Origin of the sequence: Amycolatopsis australiensis (assembly GCF_900119165.1) — a bacterium.
GTDB classification, from domain to species: Bacteria; Actinomycetota; Actinomycetes; order Mycobacteriales; family Pseudonocardiaceae; genus Amycolatopsis; species Amycolatopsis australiensis.
In genome coordinates, this window is sequence record NZ_FPJG01000006.1 from 3,742,140 (window position 1) to 3,761,120 (window position 18,981).

The following is an 18,981-nucleotide window of genomic DNA, read 5'->3' on the forward strand; positions in this document are numbered from 1 at the left end:
TGATGCCAGACTTAGGTCAGATGGCCTCACTGCCGGCTCTCGTCCCATATATATTCCACAGAAAGATGTTGGGTTACCATTTGTTACGCGGCGACAAATATTTGTGTCTACCGTTGATCCGAAGCAGTTGAACGAGTCTGGGTACGGTAACGCTGGTATCAGTGGGGAGACGTTTGGATCTTATGTTCAGCGCTCGGGGTTCCGGGTGTCGGCCCATCTGCCGGCGATCAATAGTCCCATAAGTTGCAATCGGCTCGACCAGGTAGACGCCGAAATGCTTCAAACTGCGGCAGTGTCCGAAGAGGATTGGGATGAGTTGATCGGCCCATGTGACGCAGATTCTGGCGAAAGGGGTATGATCGAGATCGAGTTGAGGTACCTTATTTTGGATCCTCGTATTGATTCCGCCAGTCCATCGCCGGTTATCACGCAGAATGGCGGCCTGAGCTGGCTGGCAGGGGTATCGGATGTCCTAATTGAGGCCCAGGCGAACTTCACTAGTATATCGTTGGAGGCGGAAGCACAGCGGAAGCTCTTCCTGGCTGGGGTCGGCCTTGGTGGATCGATAGCGCTACTTCCGATAGGAGTTCAGGCTGGATGGGCTGGTCGTCGGTCAAAGCCTAGGTCATGATGCTCTATGCATAAACGACATCTCGAGAGGCCAGAGCGCCGAGCAAAGGTAGCCATGGCTGCGGGATGGTAGACCGACCGCGGGCTGAGGATGTCGTAGACCTCCAACGAGCCACCCGCGAACCCCCGAAAGCGGCCAAGGAGTCCCGCATAACTGTCGTCGCACGACGCGCTTTCCTGGGTGGTCGGGGTAGTGACGGCACCTGGGAGGATGTCGGCCGCCTCTATCTATGCAAACGCCGTTGCACTGTACGGCACGACTGCCAGCGATGTTCGCCAGCGAAGCCGATTGCAGCAGATGGCGGGGCCGCTGGCCTGACTTGGCTCACGATCGCTGATCTTGGGTAGGTCCTGGCTGTTGAGCTGCGGTTTCGTCGTGTGAACGGCGAAAATCTGCGCACTAAGCGGCCGGTTCTAGGGGTCTGCCCATCGCTTCCCGGTTACGGCTTCAGCGACAAGCCGGCCGCGCCGGGGTGGGGGATCGAGCGGATATCCGACGCGTGGTGCGAGCTGATGGCCCGGCTCGGCTACCGGCGGTTCGGCGCCCAGGGCAGCGACTGGGGCACCAGCATCGCCGCGAGCATCGGTCAACGGCAACCCGATCGGGTCGCCGGCATCCATCTCATGCCGCCGCTCGCACCGCCCGATCCGGCCACGTTGGACGACCTCACCGGTGCCGAGCGGGCGGCGCTCGCGACACTGCGGGAGGCGGACGAATGGGGCTCCGGATACTCGGCGCAGCAGTCGACCCGGCCGCAGACGGTCGGCTACGGCTGGTCGACTCGCCGGCCGCCCTCTGCGCCTGGATCGTCGAGAAGTTCTGGTCGTGGACCGACTCCGGTGGCGACCTGCATCGGGTTATTACCCGGGATGAGCTGCTCGACAACCTGATGCTCTACTGGCTGCCCGGCACCGGTGCCTCATCCGCCCGGCTGTACTGGGAAAGCCTCCGGCAGGTCAACGAATGGATCTCCGGGCCGGCCGGCGCGCCGGTGACCGTACCCACCGGCTGTTCGGTCTTCCCCAAGGAGCTGCAGCGCCCGTCTCGGCGGTGGGCGGAACGCCGGTTCCCGAACATCCGGTACTGGAACGAGCCTGGCAAGGGCGGTCCCTTCGCGGCGTTCGAGCAGCCGGCGTTGTTCGTCGACGAGGTCCGGTCATTCTTCCGGCTGGTCCGCTGATGGTCACCCGGACTCGGTAAGCGGCTGGCTAAAGATCAACAAGTGCCCATCGGGTGTCCGTACGTTGAAGTCGCGCATCCCGTAGGGCCGGTCAGCCAGTGGCTCGACGATGTCGGCGCCGCGGGCGCGCAGCTCGTCGTGGCAGGAATCGACGTCGTCGACGACAACCGTCACCCTGGCCGGGCCGACGCTGCTTTCGGCGTACAGGTGGAACTCGGCGGTGTCGCGGATCACGGCCGCGTAGCTAGGTGGGGTCTCCCAGGTGAAGATGGTGTCGAATCCGAGCACGTCCGTGAAGTACGACCGCGCTGCCTGCACATCTCGGCACGGCAGCACGGGAATCGCCACCCGCATGACCATTCCGTCACCTTACCTGACTTTGGCTCAAGATCGCTGATCTTGGGTAGGGTGCTGGCTGTTGAGCTGCGGTTTTGTCGTGTGAACGGCGAAAATCTCATGCGCCGAGCCGATGTGCTCGATGTCCCACGACCCGCGACGCGAGGAGTGCACGATCTGCACCGCCCTGGCCCCCGACGCCGTCTTCACCGTGCGCACATACGCCACGAGAGACAGCCTAGAACCGGCCGCTTAGTGCGCGAAGGACGACTGACGGAAGAACTCCGAGCCCAGTGGCGTCCCCTCGCGGTGCAGGGTGCTGCGGCCGTCCTGGCGGGCGCCGCCGAAGTTGTACGCCATGAACTCGTGGCAGTACGCGGGTTCGCCGCGTCGGCACTCGTGGCACTCGCCGAGCGCGGTTTCGCGGTCTACGGGCAGGACCACCACGGCCACGGCGCGTCGATCACCGGCGAGCCGGGCGACCTCGGCCCGGGCGGCTGGCCGACGCTGGTGGCCGACATCGGCGTGCTGACCGCCCGGGCGCCGCTGTCTGCGGGGTGGCCATAACGCGACGCTAGCACTGCTGCGAGTCGCGGTGAGGCGATCGTCGACGAGTCAAGCGGTCAAGTCGTACGCGTGGGACGAGTCATGTGCTCCGGCGGCGTATTCGGCCGGCTGTCTGCACGGCGAACGGGAAGACGGCTGCGGCGAGGCCGATGAGGACCCCGGGCAGGAACTGGTAGTTCTGCCTGACTGCTTCCTCGGTGATGAGGGCGTAGCTGACGTCGATGGCTTCGCCGTCGCTGGGTTTGGCTTCCCACTCCATTTTTCCCGGGTCTGAGGGTGGTGGTGAGGCGAAGTCGATGCGGACCGGTTCCCGGTGGGCGTCGATGCGGACGCGAATCCCAGGCATGTCGGGGACGGGCTCGGCGGCCGCGCAGGTGTTGTTCACGTAGGCGAGGGTGGGGTTGAACGCCAGGATTTCACCGCGGTCGATGACCCCGTTCGCGGCTGCTGGCCGCGGGCAGGTCAGAGGCCAGAACAGAGTGGGCAGCGCGCCAGCGATCCTAGCTCGGTCTTTGGCCAGAAGGTTCTCGCGGAAGTGCAGGCACACCGAGCGGCCTGCCCGGGTTCCCTGGAAACTGGCGGTCTTGCAGCCGGTGTAGGTGTCGCTCGCGGGCGGGGCCAGGTTGACCACCCCGACCTGCCGGTCGACTGGCGAAGCTGGGTCGTGTTCGGTTTCGAAAAAGTCAAAGCCGGTCGACTCGGCGCTGTCCTGGGTGATAAGCGCCCGGTTGTAGAGGTTGACCGGGACCGGGGCGTCGCCCGTCGGGTTGTCGGTCCACAGGGCCAGCTCGGCCTCGCTAAGCCGGTCGCCGGAGAAGTCAGGGCGGCAGAAACCCTGGCCCCAGAGGGTGCGGAGATGAAGATCAGGCCACGTGCGGCTTCGTCGTCGAACGGGGATGGCACGGGCATGCCGGGCCGCCCTTCCTCGTACAGCCACCAGGAAGCCCATCCGATCGCGGCAGTCAGCGCGAGCAGGGTCGCGGTCACAGTGGCCCATCTGATGGAGATAGTCCGCCGCTGCACGGCTTGATCATCGGGTGTGATGCGCGGCGCGGCGGCAGTTTGCGGCGCAGTCGAAGGTTGCCAGGCTGGACGCGCAGGGAGGTGCGCCTGGAGCGTTGATGTCGATCATGGCGGCGCATGGCCTGACACTGTAGGGCTTGCAAGGGGTGGTGCGAGCCTGATTGAGAGGGTGTGACGCATCGATTTAGCGAGTGGGGCAGCTTCCGGAGGGGCTGTGGCCGGCTTGGGCAGTCGGGCAGAGCCCTCCGGAAGCGGCGATTTATCCCGCCGACAGCGTTAGCAGTCGATGTTGGTCAGGTAGACCACGGGCGACAGGCCGTAGACGCGGGCCCACTGACCTGGGGGATACCAAGTGCCCTGCACGAAAAGCCAGCAGCCGGGCATTTGCACCCAGTCCACGTCGTAGACGTCGTTGCCGGTGTAGGTGCGTGACCAACGCGGCGCCTGACTGGCGATTTAAGGGCGAAATTGCAGGTCGAACGAGGTCGACTGGCGTCGACTGAGGGCATAAGCGATTGCAAACGTCCCAGCTAGATCGACTGACGTCGACTCGAAATGACTCAAACCAGTAACCCGGAGGGTTCTTGGTTCGAGTCCAAGCGGGGGAGCGCAGGCCCAGGTCAACGACCTGGGCCTTTTTCGCGTTCTCGACGTCGGGTCCCGGCCGCGCGCGGCGTGGCGCACCCACGAGCCGCTCGGTGCCCGGGTTCAGCCGTTGACGACGTCGGCGACAAACTGCTCTGCGACGTCGTGCAACTTCACGTTCCGTTGCTGCGATTGGGTGATCAGCAGGCCGAACGCTTCGTCGGCGGTGATGCGGTGCAGGGCCATCAGGATGCCTTTGGCCTGGTCGATCACCGCGCGGGAGACGAGCGCGGCCTGTAGTTGGCCGACGGTGACCTGAGCGCGCCGGTAGCGGCGCGCGCTGCGGAGGGCGGCTTCGGCGGCGGTGGTGTAAAGCTCCAGCAGGGCCTCGTCGAGGGTGCTGAATCCCTCGTCGCCGGTTCCGTAGAGGTTCAGTGAGCCCTGGTACTGACGGTCGATGAACAGCGGCGCGGAGAGGTAGCTGGCAACGGCGGCCTCGCCGGCGGCCGCGGCGAAGTCCGGCCACCGCTGGGCGGCCTCGCTCACCTTCACCCGTTGGATGTGGCCAGTGCGGGAGGCTTCCAGGCAAGGGCCTTCTCCGGCGTCGTACTGGGCCTGGTCGATGCGGAGAGCGCCGTCTCCGGTGGCGGTCACGGTGTACGGGACGTCGTCGCGCAGCAGCGTGATGCTGGCCATGCCGGTGTCCGGCACCGCGCGCACCACTTGCCGGCACAGCCGCTCCAACACCACCGCCAGCTCTTCGTCCTGCTCGAGGGTGCCGGTCAGCTGTTCCAGGGCGCTGGTGACCTCGTCGACCCGCTGCGCGACGTCGGTCTCGTGCAGCAATCTCTCGTGCATCTGAAGTCCTCCGGCCTCGACGTATGCGGTGAACGTTACCTAGCAGGACGGGCGAGGCCGGGGAACTCAGGCAAGCCGCGCAGCCGTTCGGGTTGTTCTTGTGCGCCCAGTCCGGACCTTCGCGGCGCCGGCCGCGGATCGGGGCTGGCTGGTGCTCCGCGGTCACAGCGCTGCCCGGCGCGGTGGTCAACCGGTGACGTCAATAGAGGTAGACGTCCACGATCAGGGCCGAGAGTGCGGCCAGTAGCGCGGTGAGGGCGACCCGCCTTCCGGGTTCGCGGGCCAGAGGTCCGACGGCGAGCAGCAGCGCGGCGGTTGCCAGTGCGAACACTCCACTGCCGGTGTCCTGCCAGCTCACGGGAAACACCGGGATGGGCGCGTCGGTGAAGAAACCGGGCGCGTGGACGGTATCGAGAATGGCGTTCCAGGCCGCCGGTCCCAGCCCGGCCGCGAGCCCGGCGGTGATGATCACGAGCGGCCGGCGTGGTCGCACCAGCAGTGCGACCAGAAGTGGACGACGGCGTCGACGGTGGTGGCTTGGAGGTCGTCGGGCAGGCCGCTGAGGAAGGCCGGGTCGATGCCGCACGTCGTCGGCACCGGCCGGGCGGGCACGCCGGCCCAGGAGTCCTGTCAGGCCGGTGGGGTGCCGATGAGCCGGCCGATGCCGAAGGTGACGGCGACGGCCAGCCCGCCGAGGAGCAGCTGGCGCAGTCCCGAGCGCAGGAGCGGACGGCCGGTGAGCTTGCCGACCGTCATCCCGCCGGCCAGCAGGGCGATCGCGGTGATGACGAGCGGCGCGATGAGGGTGTGGCCGCCGAACAGGTAGGGCAGCAGCGGCAGCAGGGCGCCGATCGAGAACGCGATGAACGACGCTCCGCCGGCCAGCACGCCGGATGGCAGGTCCTGGGGATCGACGCCGAGTTCTTCGCGGGTGTGCAGGCGCAGTGCCTGTTCCGGGTCGCGTGCGACGGCCTCGGCCATGGTCGAGGCCGTCTGCCGGTCGGCACCGTAGGAGACGAACCGGTCGACGAGTTCGTCGTGTTCCTGCTGCGGGAACCGGGCGTGCATGTCGGCCTCGAGGGCGACTTCGGCGTGCACGAGCTCGTTCTGGTTGGTGACCGAGACGTACTCGCCGGCACCCATGGAGAACGCGCCGGCGACCAGCCCGGCCAGGCCGGTCAGCAGGATCGTGTGCGGCGCGACTCCGCCGCCGCCGACCCCGGCGATCAGGGAGGCGTTGGTGACCAGCCCGTCGACGGCCCCGAAGACGGTGGGACGCAGCCAGCCACCGGACACGTCGCGGTGGCGGTGTGCCCAGCCGGAACCGGGCGCCGGCCTCGGTGAGCGCTGAGCCGGGTCACGTTCGGTCATCACCCCGTGATTCTGGCTGAGAGCGCTGCGTTTCGCGCGCCGATCACCGGTACTCCGCTGAACGGGTGCTGGGACGGCGGGATCGCGGAGTCCGTCCCATGTGGAGTGTCCGGAAAGGGCCGCCCGGCTGACCGGACGGCCCGGTGACTCACTTCCAGGACTCGATCTCTTCGATCACCTCACGTGTCAGCCGGACGGCTTCGTTGGACTTCTTGTCGGCCGCGACCCCGGCGTGCACGCCCACGGCGGCGGGCGAACGCTCGTCCAGGTACGGCGACACCGGTGCCCCGCTCTGGCCGCCGGAGGTGGAGATGCGGTAGCGCAGGATCCGGGTGCCCGGCGGGCTGAGCAGCTTGCCGCTGTCGTACCACAACGAGTTCTCCGGGGACTTGTCGTCAGGGTAGCCGGCGACCTGCCACGTGCCGGCTTCGAGGTCGCGGTCCGGCGCCGCGGTCAGCCGGTACGAGGTGACCTGTGACGGCAGCGGGGCCGCGAGCCGCACCAGGCAGTAGTCGTACGGCCGGCCGCCCGACGGGTACTGGCCCGGGTAGGTCCACGTGGTCGCCTTGACCACGCCGAACGGGGTGCGGCCGGCGTCCCGCGCCGCCGCGAACGTCACGCCGACGGCTCGGCCGCCGTAGTCGTGGTCATACACGGCGTGGGCCGCCGTCACGACGTACTGGGGTGCGATGGCGAACGCCGTCGCTTCGAGCACCTCGCCGTCGGGCATCGTCGCCGACAGCAGGCCGAGGCCCGACCACGGCGGCTGGGTCGTCTGCTGCACCCGCTCGCGGCCGTCCGGCGGGAACGGCATTCCCACCTGGGCGTGGCCGCGGACCGGCTGGTGGAACACGGGCAATGTGGTGGTCATGGTGTTTCCTCCCGAGGGTTGCGTGGTCAGACCTTGACCCGGCGCGGGGCGGCCGAGCGGCTCGCGCGCTGCGTGGGCACCAGCCCGCCGGTCACCGCTTCTTCGATGCGCGCCAGCACCCGCTCGACTTCTTCCGGTGCCGCGGCGACGATCTCCGGGCTGCCGTCGGCGCGGATGCCGCCCACCGACGGGTATTCGGTGAGGGTGATGGTGTTCAGCACCGCGACCATGGCGGAGTACTGCTGCGGCGTCCATTCCCCGGACTCGACCTTCGCCATGTAGACGAGCAGCCGCTGCCGCTTGGCCTCCTTTTCGGTGTTGATCCGGTTTTGCAGGCCGTCGTGCTTCTCGCGGGTGACGCAGCCCTGCTGCATCAGCTGCAGGTCGTAGAAGTGGCTTTCGGTCGTCGCGGCGCACGGCACCGCCAGCGCCATCGAGCTGTTCAACCGGACCGGCATCATGCCTTCGAAGGTCACCGTCTGGTCGAAGGTGATTTCCTGCTTGAAGAAGTTGCTGACGTAACCGACGTTGACCGAGGTGGTGAACGGCAGCAGCTTCGACGCCCACTTGTCGTCTTTCGCCGGCTCCTGCGGGGTCGGGTTCGGTTCGAACTTGAACAGCCCCTCCCCGGCCGTGACCTGCTTGTTGATCGCCTCGAACAGCGTCTTGGTGGTGTTGAGCATCTGCCAGCCGAACTCGTTGCCGCCGCCGCCCTGGACGTACCGGATCGTCACGACGTTGTTCGTGATCAGCTCCTGGGTGATCTTGTCGATGCTGGTGCCGAGGTTGAACCAGCCGATGTTCAGCCCGACGTCGACCTTCGTGCGGGTGTACTCCCAGACCCGCCGCAGGTCGGCGTGGATCTCGGCCACCCATGGGTCCGCGTACAGCTCCGTCTCGCCGGAGATGTTGATCGCGAAGTCCGGTCTCGGCGCCGACTGGTCCTGTTCGTTGCCGACCAGCTCGGCGAACAGGCTGTTGCCGCTGCCGATCTGGTAGCCGGTGCTCGCGCCCAGCGTGACTTCGCTGGGGAAGGTGGCCGAGCCGCCGGTACCCATGTCGACGATGTGCTTGGCGAAGATCGGCTGCACCGTCGTGCCGGTGAGCACGAGCGGCACCAGGTTCGGCTTCTTGACGCCGTAGACGTCGCCGATGACCTTGCTGATGTTGGCCCGCTGGGTGGTGGTGATCTCGGGCACGGCGGTGCCGGACAGGTTGCCGCCGACGCAGCTCTGGTAGTTGCCGCCGCCCATGTCGACCCAGTACGGCTTCGCGTTGATGCCGTAGTAGTCGACCTTGAAGTTCTGCAGCGTCTCCCCGAGGACCGAGTCGATCCGCAGCGGGAAGTAGTGGAACATGTCCTGCTTGTCCTTGTCCTGGTACGCGACGACGCCATCCGCCGCGGCGGGACGGTTGAGCCTGCCAGCCATGGGAACTCCAGAAATGGGAAACAATGGTGGTCGCTGCGCACGAGATTCGACGGCCGCCGGTTTCGCACGCCTCCGCCACGTTACGCAGAACCCTTGTGGCCCATCAGTCCACGAACTGATGACCTTCCTTCACCGCGGGTCACCACCTTTTTCCGAAATCGCGGTAATTCCCCCGGTCCGGCAGGATCATGCGGCCAAGCGGACCGATCCGGAATTGCCGGTCCGCCAAGAACGGCGGCTGAACGGGTGACCCGCACGGTTTCGCGCCGGCGGTGGTTCCGCTGGTTCGGCGGCGCGCGCTACCGATTTCGCCGCCGGAACAGGGCGCGATCACGGTGCCGATCCGGTGCCGGAGGGAGATCCGATGAACAGCTGCGCCGGGCGGTGCCCGAGCCTCGGTTCCGCGGCCTTCGGATCGGGAGACTGCCAAGACCTTCGCCGGGTGGTTCCGGACGCTTGCGGACCCGACGCGGGTGCAGATCCGCACCCTGCTCGCCGAGGCCGGTGGCCCGACGACGGTGGGGGAGGTCGTCGAGCAGGTCACGGTGGGGCAGCCGACTGTCTCCGCACACCTCAAGGTCCTCGCCGACACCGGGTTCGTGCTGGTGGAGCCGCGGGGGACCGCCCGGCTTCACCGCGTGAACGAAGAGTGCGTCTCCTGCTTCCCGAGCGCCACGGACGTCGTCATGGGGCGTGGGGTCCGGTCGTTCGCCGAGACCGTCGACAAGGAGGCCCGATGAACCCGACCGCTACGCCACCGCCGCCCGGCGGGCACTGGCCGGCGAGGGGACCCGGAAGCTTTCCGGCGACGGGGACACCGACCGGCTCGGTGCCGTCCACTACGCCGGCGCGGACGTCCCGGACGAGGTCACCGCGACCAGCCTCGGCTGCGGCAATCCCCTGGTCGTCGCCGAGCTGAAGCCCGGTGAGACCGCGCTCGACCTCGCTCCGGCGGGGGGGCTGGACGTCCTGCTCTCCGCGCGTCGCGGGCAGGCTTTGGCCGCGCTGATCGCCTCGGCCGGCATCACGGCGTCTGGCGCGACGTCGTCACGATCGATCGCGCGTCGGCACCTGACCGGGGCCGGTGCGCCCCTCGATTGCGCACCGGCTCTCGATCCTTCAGCCGCAGCAGCCCTCCGGCTTGGCCGTCGCGCCGGTTTCGGCGTCGGGTGTGCAGCACGTCGCCGGGGTGACCGGCGCCGCGCTCTCGGTTCCGAAGGTCGTCGAGTCGGCCTTCACTGTGTAGACCTCCCACGGCTCCTTGCCTGGACCGTGGACCCACACTTTGTCCTGCACCGCGTAGCAGCACGTGGTGTCGTCCTCGGTGAGCGTCTCGAGCCCTTCGCCGGTCAGCCGCTTCGTCGCCGCGTTGACCTGGTCGGTCGACTCGACCTCGACGCCGAGGTGGTCCATCACCGTCTCCTGGCCCGGCTCGCCCTCCAGCAGCACCAGCTTCAGCGCGGGCTCTTCGATCGCGAAGTTCGCGTACCCCGGCCGGAGCTTCGCCGGCTCGGTGCCGAACAGCTTCGAGTAGAAGTCGATCGATCCGGCCAGGTCTCCGACCCGCAGCGCCAGCTGTACCCGTGACATGTCCGCTACCTCCTTGAATAGACGTCTGTCTAAGTAGACGAGTCTAGATGGCCGTCTATATGCGAATCTGTCAATATAGAGGTATGTCGAAGCAACTGCCGCTCGTCGCGATGGACGCCTGCTGCGCGCCGTTGGCGAGGGAGCCGCTGACGCAGGACCAGGCAGCCGAGCTGTCGCACCTGTTCAAGGCGATGGCCGACCCGGTCCGGCTGCGGTTGCTCTCGCTGATCGCGTCCCACGCCGGCGGCGAGGCGTGCGTCTGCGACCTGACCGACGCCTTCGACCTGACCGGCCCGACCATCTCCCACCACCTGAAGGTGCTGCGCGAGTCCGGGCTGATCACCGGCGACCGGCGCGGCACCTGGATCTACTACCGCGTGCACCCCGAGGTGCTGGCGCGGCTGTCGGCGGTGCTCACGACCACGGGCGAAGCGGTCACCGCGTGACGACGATCGTGGCGCCGCCGCGACTGTCCGGCTGGACAAGTTCCTGCCGGTCTGGATCGCGGCCGCGATGGTCGCCGGGCTGCTGGCCGGGCGCCCGGCCTGGACACCGTGCTGTCCGCGGTCCAGGCCGACGGCATCTCGCTGCCGATCGCGCTGGGGCGCGGCAACCGGGAAGCAGCGGCCGTGCTGGTGGCGCTGAACTCGATGTTCCAGGTGATCGCGTTCGGGCTGCTGAGCTGGGTCTACCTCGCGGTCCTGCCGGGCTGGCTCGGCCTCCCGCAGGCCGGCTTCACCGTGTTCGAATGGCAGATCGCCAAGAACGTGCTGATCTTCTTCGGCATCCCGCTGGTCCTCTTCGCCTTGCGGGGCGACCAGATCACCAGCCGCCCGCTGGACGTCGCGCGCATCGCGATCCCGCTGACGGTCTACTTCGGACTGATGGGGGCCGGCTCCTGCGCACTCGGCAAAGCCCCGGAACTGAACTACGAGCGGACCGCCACGCCGGCGTTCACCGCCGTGGGCAACAACTTCGAACTCGCCCATCGCCACCTTCGGCGCCGCCAGCGGCCAGGCGCTCGCCGGGGTCGTCGGCCCGCTGGTCGAAGCCCCCGGGCTCGTCGCGCTCGTGTACGTCTCTCTCGCGCTGCGGCGCCGCTTCGCTGAGAACACTTGATGACCCGCACCTGGAGAACACCCGTGACCGGCAAGCCTGAAGTCCTCTTCGTCTGCGTGCACAACGCCGGCCGCTCCCAGATGGCCGCCGCGCTGCTCGCCCACCACGCCGACGGCGCGGTCGACGTCCGCTCGGCCGGCTCCGCGCCCGCCGGCAGCATCAACCCGGCCGTGCGCGAGGCGATGGCCGAGATCGGGCTCGACCTCTCCCGCGAGGTCCCGAAGAAGCTGACGACCGACGCGGTCGAGGCCGCCGACGTCGTGATCACGATGGGCTGCGGCGACGCCTGCCCGGTCTTCCCCGGCAAGCGGTACCTGGACTGGCAGCTCGACGACCCCGCGGGCAAAGGCGTCGAGGACGTCCGGCCGATCCGGGACGAGATCGACCGCAGAGTGCGGGAACTGCTCACCGAGCTCTTGGCTGCGGAGGCCTGAGCGTGCTGGGTTGACCCGGGAGGTGTGGGATCAGCTGGCGGGAATCCAGCGCGAAGGCCGACGCAGCTGAGCGTGATCGGGTCGGTGCGCTCCCGGTCACCGCGCAGGTCGACAAGGGCATACAGAAGGGCTGCCAGCTGGTCGACGCCGTGCGGACGACCCCGTCCTCGGATCCGTCGTGGGCGTATCCGCCGGCGTCCGCCGTGCTCACCCGCTGGTACGGGTGCCGCCGCGGGCGAGCCCTGACGACGTTGACGCTGGTCGCCGGGTTCGCCGGCACGGTGTTCGCCCCCCTGACCGAGCACCTGAGCTGGTGGACCAGCTACCTCGTGCTCGTGGCCTGGTTCGCGCCGGTCAGGCCGCCAGGCGGCTGGGGTTCGCGACGCTGGTGAACCGCACCGGCGTACGGACGCGCACCGCCGTCGTGATCGTCCGGCTCGCGGCGACCACCACCTTGCTGGGCGCGCTGACGTCGGCGGTGGCTCTGGTCTGCGCCTCGGTCCTGGCGGGAATGGCCCGCGGCCTGTTCACGCTGCCGCAGGCGACCGCCGTCGCGGATCGGTGGGGCACCGCCGGGTACGGACGGCTCAGCGGCCTGCTGTCCACGCCGCTGGTCACCATGTCGGCGGTCGCGCCCTACGCCGGTGCGGCGCCGGCCGCGCTCACCGTCGCCGCGGCCCCGGTCAGCTCGGACAGCAGCTCCTGAACCCGGCGCTCGATCTCGTCCCGGATCGGGCGGATCTCCCCGGCCGGGCGCCCGGCGGGGTCGTCCAGCTTCCAGTCCAGGTAGCGCGTCCCGGGTACCACCGGGCACGCGTCGCCGCAGCCCATCGTGATGACGACGTCGGACCGTTCGACGCTTTCGGTGGTGAGCTTCTTCGGCTGCTCGCCCGAGAGGTCGATGCCGCGTTCGGCCATGACTTCGACGACGGCGGGGTTGACGGTGTCGGCCGGCGCGGAGCCCGCCGAGCGGGCGATGACCCGGTCGCCGCCGTGGTGGCGCAGGAACGCCGCAGCCATCTGGGAGCGGCCGGCGTTGTGGACGCAAACGAACAGAACTTTGGGTACGGACACGAGAAGTCCCTTCCGAGCGGGGGATGTGCCGGGCGGTCCGCTGGGGGAGGGGCGGCCCGCCCGGCACGAGTCACAGGAGCAGCTGGGCGAGGAAGCCGAGCAGGATGCTGCCGAGCATGCCGAACGCCAGGTACAGCGCGAACACCTTGTTGTTGACCACGCTGCGGACCGCGACCATCGCCGGGATGGTCGTCACGGACCCGGCGAGCAGGAACGTCACCGCCGCGCCCTGGGCCATGCCCTTCGCGAGCAGGCCGCCGACGATCGGGATCGCGCCGACGCCGTTGAGGTAGAGCGGGATGCTGATGACCGCGGCGAGCGGGATGGCCAGCCAGCCCTTGTCGCCGCCGAGGATGCTCGTGATGATCCCGTTGGGCACATAGACCCGGATGACGCCCTCGAAGACGCACGCGAAGACGAGCCACTTGCCCAGGGACACGGTGTCGCGCAGGAAGTTCCGGCCCGTGATGCGCCAGTTCCGCTTCGACTTCAAGCTGGCCTTGGCCTGCGGCCACCACGGTGCTCCGTCGTCGTCCTCATCGGGGCCGCAGCCGCCGCCGGCGCAGGAGCCGGTCGACGCGGGCGCCTCGGTGAGCACGGTCGAGCCGCCGCCGCCGGCGGCCACCGCCACCTGGGCGGGCGCCGCCTGCCGTTCACGCTCGTCGACCGCCGGTTTCTTCTCCGGGCGCAGGACGTCCTTGAACCCGCCGCGCTTCTCCACCAGCAGGATGATGACGCCGGCCCCGATCGCCAGCACGAGCGCGCCCAGCAGGCGGGCGGTCGCCAGCGGCACGCCGATCTCCTTCGCGGTCAACGCGAAGATCGGCGGGTCCATGGCAGGGGAGGCGATCCAGAAGGACATCACCGCGGACAGCGGCACGCCGCCGCGCAGCAGCTTGCGGATCAGCGGAATGACGGTGAAAGAGCAGAACGGGCTGAACGCGCCGAGGCACGTGGTGAACAGGACGCCCAGCAACCCGTGCTTGCGGAACGAGCGGCGGGCGACGATGTCGAGGTAGAGCAGGTCGACGGTCGCGGCGATGGCCAGGGCGATGAAGAAGAAGATGCTCAGGTCGACCAAGTTCTCCCAGGCCAAGCGCAGGACCTCGAGGATCTTGTCCATGCCACCATCCTTGACATCGGGGACCGGTCTCGCGGTGCCGAGGACGCGCAGCTTCCCCCAGCCTTCATCGATGCTAGTCGATGAACGGGGCTCGGTCCATACCTCGTCTGCCGCGGCGAACCACGCTCCAGGGAGCCCGCCGAGGGGGTGATCACAACGTCCGAAAGGATGATTCTGGAGCTGAAAACCGTAATCTACCTGCGTTTATCGATCCATTGACATGTATCGCTGAAGCATGCCATCGTGATGCTCGCGTACGAGACGAGGCCCTCCGCCGGGCCGGTTCCGCTGGGGGAGCCAATCCTTTTGTCCGATTCAGTTGTGGGGGAAGCATGCCCGCTGCGCGTGTACTGGTCGCATCCGCCTTCGAAGCCGAGCTGCAGCCGCTGACCTCCGCGTGCGCCGGTGCCGCGATGCGGGCGCAGGGCGCCGACGTCGCGGGCTGGGACGCCCACAAGAACCCGGACGCCGTACCGGACGGCGAGTTCGACCTGATCCTGCTGTCGGTGCAGCAGTTCGAGGGTGTCGAGCGTGGCCTGAACCTCGCCGCCCGGCTGCGGGAATCCTTCGGTGGAGCCAAGCTGGTCGCCTTCGGGCAGTACGCCCAGATGAACCACCGCCGGTTCCTCGAAACGGCCGACGCGATCGTGATGGAAGAACCGGAGCTCGTCGCGGCCGAACTGGCCGAGGTGGCGCGAGGCGAGCGCGAGGTCGCCGCCGTGCCGGCATCGATGACCGCGCGGGGGATGCGGCCGAAACCGCCGCACCGGCGCATCACCGTTCCGGCCCCGGCTCGTGACCTGTTCCCGTCCTTGGTGCACTACCCGGCCCACCACTCACCGTACGGGTTGATGGGCAACGTCGAGGTCACCCGTGGCTGCCACCACAAGTGCACGTACTGCTCGGTGTACGGCGCCTATGACGGCGGAGTCGCCGCCTACAACGCCGACACCGTCCTGGCCGACTGCCTGCAGCTGGCCGAGGAAGGCGTCCGGCACTTCTGCTTCATCGACGCCGAATTCTTCAACTCCCGCACCATCGGCGCCGGCGTCGTCCGCCGCCTGGTCGACGAGATCGGCCCGATCACCTTCGAGTTCACCACCCGCGTCGACCACATCCTCAGCTACCGGAAGGAACTCACCGAACTCGTGTCGCTCGGGCTGGTGAAGGTGACCTCGGCGCTGGAGTTCCCCTCGAACCGGATCCTGCGGATCTTCGACAAGCACATCGACGTCGACCACATGCGCGCCGCGATCGCCGAAGCCGAACGCCTCGGGTTCGTGCTGTACCCGACGTTCATCCCGTTCACGCCGTGGGTGGAGTACGACGAGCTGCTCACCTTCGAAGACTTCCTCGTCGACACCGGGCTGGCGAAGGTCACCGACCCCACCGCCCTGCAGACAAGGCTGCTGCTGTTCAAGGGCTCGCCGCTGCTGTCCTCGCCGTGGATGGAGGACATCGCCACCGTCGACCGCGGGCTGTGGGTCGAGTGGACCCATCCGGACCGCCGCGTCGAGGAGCTGTGGACCGAGCGCCGCGCGGACGCCGAGGACGTCGGCAAGGTGCGCTGCTGCGTGAAGTGCTGAAGACCGATCGGGAGGGACAGCGAGCAATGGGTGGAGCGCCGCGCGTCGTGGTGAAAACCGGGCAGGGACTGCCGGATCTGGACTGGGAAGGAGAACTGGCCGACCTCACCGACGTCTTCCCCTATCTCGGCCCGACCTGGCTGGGCGCAAGCGAGAAGGCGCTCACCGACCTGCAGCCGTGGCACACGGTCGCGACCCGTGCCCGCGGCGAGCTGGCGTTGCTGCCCGGGTACGTGATGACCACACCGCCGGTCGTCGACCACGAGCCGCGCACCTACCTGGGCTGGCAGGCCCCGACGGGCGAGGAAGTCTGCTGCGGTGCGCAGACCGACGCGTGCATCAGCGGCGAAGTCGACGCCCTCGGCACCGAGCCGTTCTTCCCCGCGCTGCTGCTCGGCTCCCCGCTGGGCTACCGCACCGAAGTGGCCTACAACTTCTGGACGCCCAGCCTGATGGCGCAGCTGGTGTCCGAGCTGGTTCCGGCGGCGTTCGAGCAGGGCATCAAGTGCATCGTCGCGCCGTGGATCTCCGGCCGCAGCGGCAACGACGCGCTCGTCACCGCGCTGGAACAGGCCGGTGGGCACAGCACCTTCTGGGGCTACGAGGACTACCTGCGCCTCGACGCCGGCTCCTGGGACGGGCACCTGGCCGCATTGCCGCTGAAGAAGCGCCAGCGGATCAAGAGCGACGTCCGCCGCGCCGAGGCGGCCGGGGTGCGCGTCGAGCGCGTCGACGGCGAAGCCATCCGCCCCTACGTCACCCGGATCGCCGAATTGACCTGCCTCAACCGGGAGAAGAACGGCGCCGGCGAAGAACCCGCGCACATCATCGACGTGCTGACCGCCCTGCTGGACGCCCGCGCGGACGTGCGGGCCTACCTCGGCACGAAGGACGGCGCACTGGTCGCGACCTGCGTCGTGATCCGCAAGCACCACCGGCTGTTCCCGAAGTGGGCGGGCTTCGACTACGCCGCCATCGGCGAGCGCAGCGGCATCTACTTCGCCCTCGTCCTCGACGCCCCGGTCCGCGACGCCTACGCCGAGGGCCTGCGCACCGTCGAGTTCGGCGCGGGCGCGCACCAGGCGAAGGTGCTGCGCGGCTGCACCCCGCGGCCGGTCACCACCGCGATGGTGGTGTCCGATCCGCAGCTGCGCCCGCAGGTGGCGAAGTGGATGGACGCCTTCGGTGCCAGCCGCCGCGTCGCGTTCGGGGACGCCCCGGCTGCCACCCGCACCCCGCTGCCGATCGTCTCCGGAGGGTCCGGCGCCTGCTGCTCGGACGGCTGACACCACTGGGAGGACATGCTCGTGATCACCTTCGTGCCGCTGACCGGGTTCCTCGGGGCCGGCAAGACCACCACGATGATCGCCACCGCGCAGGCGCTGCAAGCGCGGGGCCGCCGCGTCGCGGTGATCACCAACGACCAGGGCGTCGAGCTCGTCGACACCGCGTTGGTGCGCAGCCAGCTCGACTCCGTCGCCGAAGTCACCGGCGGCTGCTTCTGCTGCCGCTTCGAGGACCTCGTCGACACCATCCGCGCGCTCGTCGACGGCGCCGGCGACAGGCCGGTCGACACGGTGATCGCCGAGGCCGTCGGCTCGTGCACCGACCTGCAGGCCACCGTCGTCCGGCCGCTGCGCGCCCACTACGGCGACAGCATGGTCGTCAGTCCGCTCACGACAGTCATCGACCCCTTGCGGTACTTGGCTTTCGACCGCGCCGCCCAGCGCGGTGAGCCGGAGTCGGACCTGTCGTACCTGTTCCGGCAGCAGCTGACCGAGGCCGACGTCATCGCCGTGAACAAGCTCGACACGATCGCGCCGGACCGCGCCACCGAGCTGATGACACGGCTGGCCGCCGACTACCCGAACGCGGCGGTCGTCGGCTACAGCGCCAAGTCGGGCGACCGCGTCGACGAGCTGGTCGAGGCGTGGGACGGGCCGTCCGGCAACCAGGCGGTCGACCTGCAGGTCGACTACGACCGCTACGCCGCCGCCGAAGCTCAGCTGGCCTGGATGAACCAGGACGTGCAGCTGACCTCGGAGGCGCCGCTCGACCTCACGGCATGGGGCAGGCAGATGCTCGCCGCACTCGGCGCCTGGGCGAACTGCGCCGGTGCCGTCGTCGGTCACGCCAAGCTGACCGTCGAGGCCGGCGACGGCGACTTCGCCAAGCTCAGCCTCACGGCCGCCGGCGCGGAACCGACGGTCGACCGGGCATCCGAGAAACAGGCGACCTCAGCTCGGGTGATCGTCAACGCCCGCGTCGCCTGCGAGCCCGCCGAACTCGACGCCGCCGTCCGCGACGCCGTGGCCACGGCGAACGCCGCCACCGGAGCCCGTTCCGCGGCCACCGCGCCGGTGTCGTTCAAACCCGGCTACCCCACCCCGGTCCACCGGCTCGCCGCCACCGGCGCCTGACCCCGAAAGACGACCATGACCGACACCACGACCGAGATCCAGGACTACTACCGCGGAAAAGCCGCCGAGGCCGCGGAGGCGAAGAGCTGCTGCGCTCCGGACCCGACGCGATTCGGGCCCGGTGCCTACAGCGACATCGGCCCCGGTGAAGCCTCCGACGCCGCGCTGCTGGCCAGCCTCGGCTGCGGCAATCCCACCGCCGTGGCCGAGCTGCGCGAGGGCGAAACCGTCCTGGACCTCGGCTCCGGCGCCGGGCTGGACCTCATCCTGTCCGCGCGCCGCGTCGGCCCGGACGGGCAGGTCTTCGGCCTGGACTTCCTCGAGGAGATGCTCGCCGTCGCCCGGCAGAACATCGAGGACGCCGAGATCGACAACGTCGTCCTGCTCAAAGGCACCATCGAGCAGATCCCGCTCCCCGCCGCCACTGTCGACGTCATCATCTCCAACTGCGTGATCAACCTGTCGGTGGACAAGCCGGCGGTGTTCGCCGAAATGGCGCGCGTGCTCGCGCCCGGCGGCCGGCTCGGGATCACCGACGTCGTCGCCGAGGACCACCTCACGCCCGCCGACCGGGCCGAGCGCGGCGGCGTCAGCCAGTGCATCGCCGGCGCCCTGTCCCAGGCCGAATACCTCTCGCTGCTGGCCGAGGCCGGGCTGATCGACGCCGAGGTCGTGTTCACCCAGGACGCCGCGGACGGCATGCACTCCGCCATCATCCGCGCCCGCAAGCCGGGCACCGGCGAGTGCGGGCCCGGCAGCGGCTGCTGCTGACCACCGAGGTTT

The 18,981-nt window shown here is 68.8% G+C and carries 23 protein-coding genes and 2 pseudogenes; 13 read left to right on the forward strand and 12 right to left on the reverse strand.

All coding sequences use genetic code 11. The features are described 5' to 3' along the window. Nucleotides 1–1,008 precede the first annotated feature (1,008 nt). Nucleotides 1,009–1,248 (forward strand): annotated as a pseudogene (locus BT341_RS46525) (alpha/beta fold hydrolase); the annotation flags it as partial. A gap of 98 nt (nt 1,249–1,346) precedes the next feature. Beyond that, nucleotides 1,347–1,811 carry an alpha/beta hydrolase gene (locus tag BT341_RS46530; RefSeq protein ID WP_245805402.1) on the forward strand — a complete coding sequence of 155 codons (465 nt, stop codon included), beginning with the start codon at nt 1,347–1,349 and terminating at the stop codon, nt 1,809–1,811. A 3-nt stretch (nt 1,812–1,814) separates the two neighbouring features. Here the strand turns inward: BT341_RS46530 and BT341_RS19165 are convergent, their stop codons facing one another. After that, nucleotides 1,815–2,171 (reverse strand): VOC family protein, encoded by a 357-nt coding sequence (locus tag BT341_RS19165; RefSeq protein ID WP_072477610.1) that lies wholly within the window; start codon nt 2,169–2,171, stop codon nt 1,815–1,817. A 24-nt stretch (nt 2,172–2,195) separates the two neighbouring features. Continuing rightward, the gene (locus BT341_RS19170) at nt 2,196–2,375 is read right to left on the reverse strand and encodes a hypothetical protein (RefSeq protein WP_072477611.1); all 180 of its coding nucleotides are present in this window, start codon (nt 2,373–2,375) and stop codon (nt 2,196–2,198) included. Nucleotides 2,376–2,513: 138 nt separating this feature from the next. Between BT341_RS19170 and BT341_RS19175 the strand changes: the two genes are divergently transcribed. Next, nucleotides 2,514–2,714, forward strand: a complete 201-nt coding sequence (locus BT341_RS19175; RefSeq protein WP_072477612.1) for a hypothetical protein — start codon at nt 2,514–2,516, stop codon at nt 2,712–2,714. Nucleotides 2,715–2,793: 79 nt separating this feature from the next. Here the strand turns inward: BT341_RS19175 and BT341_RS19180 are convergent, their stop codons facing one another. The 7 genes from BT341_RS19180 to BT341_RS45410 all read right to left on the reverse strand — a co-directional run bounded on the left by BT341_RS19180 (nt 2,794) and on the right by BT341_RS45410 (nt 8,852). Next, complete coding sequence (locus tag BT341_RS19180; protein WP_072477613.1) at nt 2,794–3,663, reverse strand: hypothetical protein; 870 nt, start codon at nt 3,661–3,663, stop codon at nt 2,794–2,796. 782 nt (nt 3,664–4,445) lie between these two features. After that, entirely contained in the window at nt 4,446–5,180 is a 735-nt protein-coding gene (locus BT341_RS19185) for a GAF and ANTAR domain-containing protein (RefSeq protein ID WP_072477614.1), read from the reverse strand. A gap of 199 nt (nt 5,181–5,379) precedes the next feature. Continuing rightward, nucleotides 5,380–5,652 carry a hypothetical protein gene (locus BT341_RS19190; protein WP_245805025.1) on the reverse strand — a complete coding sequence of 91 codons (273 nt, stop codon included), beginning with the start codon at nt 5,650–5,652 and terminating at the stop codon, nt 5,380–5,382. Further along, a complete protein-coding gene (locus BT341_RS45400) occupies nt 5,649–5,792 on the reverse strand; it encodes a hypothetical protein (RefSeq protein WP_177328710.1) in 144 nt (47 codons plus the stop codon). The genes BT341_RS19190 and BT341_RS45400 overlap by 4 nt, the downstream gene beginning before the upstream one ends. Nucleotides 5,793–5,810: 18 nt before the next feature. After that, nucleotides 5,811–6,551, reverse strand: a complete 741-nt coding sequence (locus BT341_RS19195; protein WP_072477615.1) for a VIT1/CCC1 transporter family protein — start codon at nt 6,549–6,551, stop codon at nt 5,811–5,813. Between the two features lie 148 nt (nt 6,552–6,699). Then, complete coding sequence (locus tag BT341_RS45405; protein ID WP_072477616.1) at nt 6,700–7,422, reverse strand: trypsin-like serine peptidase; 723 nt, start codon at nt 7,420–7,422, stop codon at nt 6,700–6,702. A 26-nt stretch (nt 7,423–7,448) separates the two neighbouring features. After that, nucleotides 7,449–8,852, reverse strand: coding sequence for a hypothetical protein (locus BT341_RS45410; protein ID WP_072477617.1), 1,404 nt, complete (start codon nt 8,850–8,852; stop codon nt 7,449–7,451). A 452-nt stretch (nt 8,853–9,304) separates the two neighbouring features. Here BT341_RS45410 and BT341_RS19210 point away from each other — a divergent pair. Continuing rightward, nucleotides 9,305–9,592, forward strand: a pseudogene (locus BT341_RS19210) (ArsR/SmtB family transcription factor); the annotation flags it as partial. A 379-nt stretch (nt 9,593–9,971) separates the two neighbouring features. On the opposite strand, the gene BT341_RS19220 reads toward BT341_RS19210, so the two are convergent. Beyond that, the gene (locus tag BT341_RS19220) at nt 9,972–10,442 is read right to left on the reverse strand and encodes an ArsI/CadI family heavy metal resistance metalloenzyme (RefSeq protein WP_072477618.1); all 471 of its coding nucleotides are present in this window, start codon (nt 10,440–10,442) and stop codon (nt 9,972–9,974) included. 83 nt (nt 10,443–10,525) lie between these two features. On the opposite strand from BT341_RS19220, the gene BT341_RS19225 reads away from it, so the two are divergent. The 5 genes from BT341_RS19225 to BT341_RS47655 all read left to right on the forward strand — a co-directional run bounded on the left by BT341_RS19225 (nt 10,526) and on the right by BT341_RS47655 (nt 12,701). Then, the gene (locus tag BT341_RS19225) at nt 10,526–10,888 is read left to right on the forward strand and encodes an ArsR/SmtB family transcription factor (protein WP_072477619.1); all 363 of its coding nucleotides are present in this window, start codon (nt 10,526–10,528) and stop codon (nt 10,886–10,888) included. 108 nt (nt 10,889–10,996) lie between these two features. Beyond that, nucleotides 10,997–11,551 carry a bile acid:sodium symporter family protein gene (locus BT341_RS19230; protein ID WP_425426391.1) on the forward strand — a complete coding sequence of 185 codons (555 nt, stop codon included), beginning with the start codon at nt 10,997–10,999 and terminating at the stop codon, nt 11,549–11,551. A gap of 33 nt (nt 11,552–11,584) precedes the next feature. After that, nucleotides 11,585–11,995 (forward strand): arsenate reductase ArsC, encoded by a 411-nt coding sequence (locus BT341_RS19235; RefSeq protein ID WP_072477620.1) that lies wholly within the window; start codon nt 11,585–11,587, stop codon nt 11,993–11,995. A 149-nt stretch (nt 11,996–12,144) separates the two neighbouring features. Continuing rightward, entirely contained in the window at nt 12,145–12,387 is a 243-nt protein-coding gene (locus BT341_RS47650; protein WP_072477621.1) for a hypothetical protein, read from the forward strand. Next, on the forward strand, nt 12,384–12,701 hold the full coding sequence (locus BT341_RS47655) for a hypothetical protein (protein ID WP_072477622.1): 318 nt from the start codon (nt 12,384–12,386) through the stop codon (nt 12,699–12,701). The genes BT341_RS47650 and BT341_RS47655 overlap by 4 nt, the downstream gene beginning before the upstream one ends. On the opposite strand, the gene BT341_RS19250 is transcribed toward BT341_RS47655, so the two are convergent. Together BT341_RS19250 and BT341_RS19255 are read right to left on the reverse strand one after the other, a co-directional pair. Then, nucleotides 12,632–13,069 carry an arsenate reductase ArsC gene (locus BT341_RS19250; RefSeq protein WP_072477623.1) on the reverse strand — a complete coding sequence of 146 codons (438 nt, stop codon included), beginning with the start codon at nt 13,067–13,069 and terminating at the stop codon, nt 12,632–12,634. The genes BT341_RS47655 and BT341_RS19250 overlap by 70 nt on opposite strands. 70 nt (nt 13,070–13,139) lie before the next feature. After that, nucleotides 13,140–14,192 (reverse strand): permease, encoded by a 1,053-nt coding sequence (locus tag BT341_RS19255; protein ID WP_072477624.1) that lies wholly within the window; start codon nt 14,190–14,192, stop codon nt 13,140–13,142. A 332-nt stretch (nt 14,193–14,524) separates the two neighbouring features. Here BT341_RS19255 and arsL point away from each other — a divergent pair, with 332 nt between their 5' ends. Genes arsL through BT341_RS19275 form a run of 4 tightly spaced genes read left to right on the forward strand, consistent with a single transcriptional unit; the run spans nt 14,525 to nt 18,969 of the window. Next, entirely contained in the window at nt 14,525–15,778 is a 1,254-nt protein-coding gene (gene arsL, locus BT341_RS43600) for an arsinothricin biosynthesis radical SAM protein ArsL (protein WP_177328855.1), read from the forward strand. Between the two features lie 26 nt (nt 15,779–15,804). Then, nucleotides 15,805–17,064: a GNAT family N-acetyltransferase gene (locus tag BT341_RS19265; RefSeq protein WP_072477625.1), complete on the forward strand. Its 1,260-nt coding sequence runs from the start codon at nt 15,805–15,807 to the stop codon at nt 17,062–17,064. A gap of 21 nt (nt 17,065–17,085) precedes the next feature. Further along, the gene (locus BT341_RS19270; RefSeq protein WP_218177747.1) at nt 17,086–18,198 is read left to right on the forward strand and encodes a GTP-binding protein; all 1,113 of its coding nucleotides are present in this window, start codon (nt 17,086–17,088) and stop codon (nt 18,196–18,198) included. A gap of 15 nt (nt 18,199–18,213) precedes the next feature. Next, the gene (locus BT341_RS19275) at nt 18,214–18,969 is read left to right on the forward strand and encodes a methyltransferase domain-containing protein (protein WP_072477627.1); all 756 of its coding nucleotides are present in this window, start codon (nt 18,214–18,216) and stop codon (nt 18,967–18,969) included. Nucleotides 18,970–18,981 lie beyond the last annotated feature (12 nt).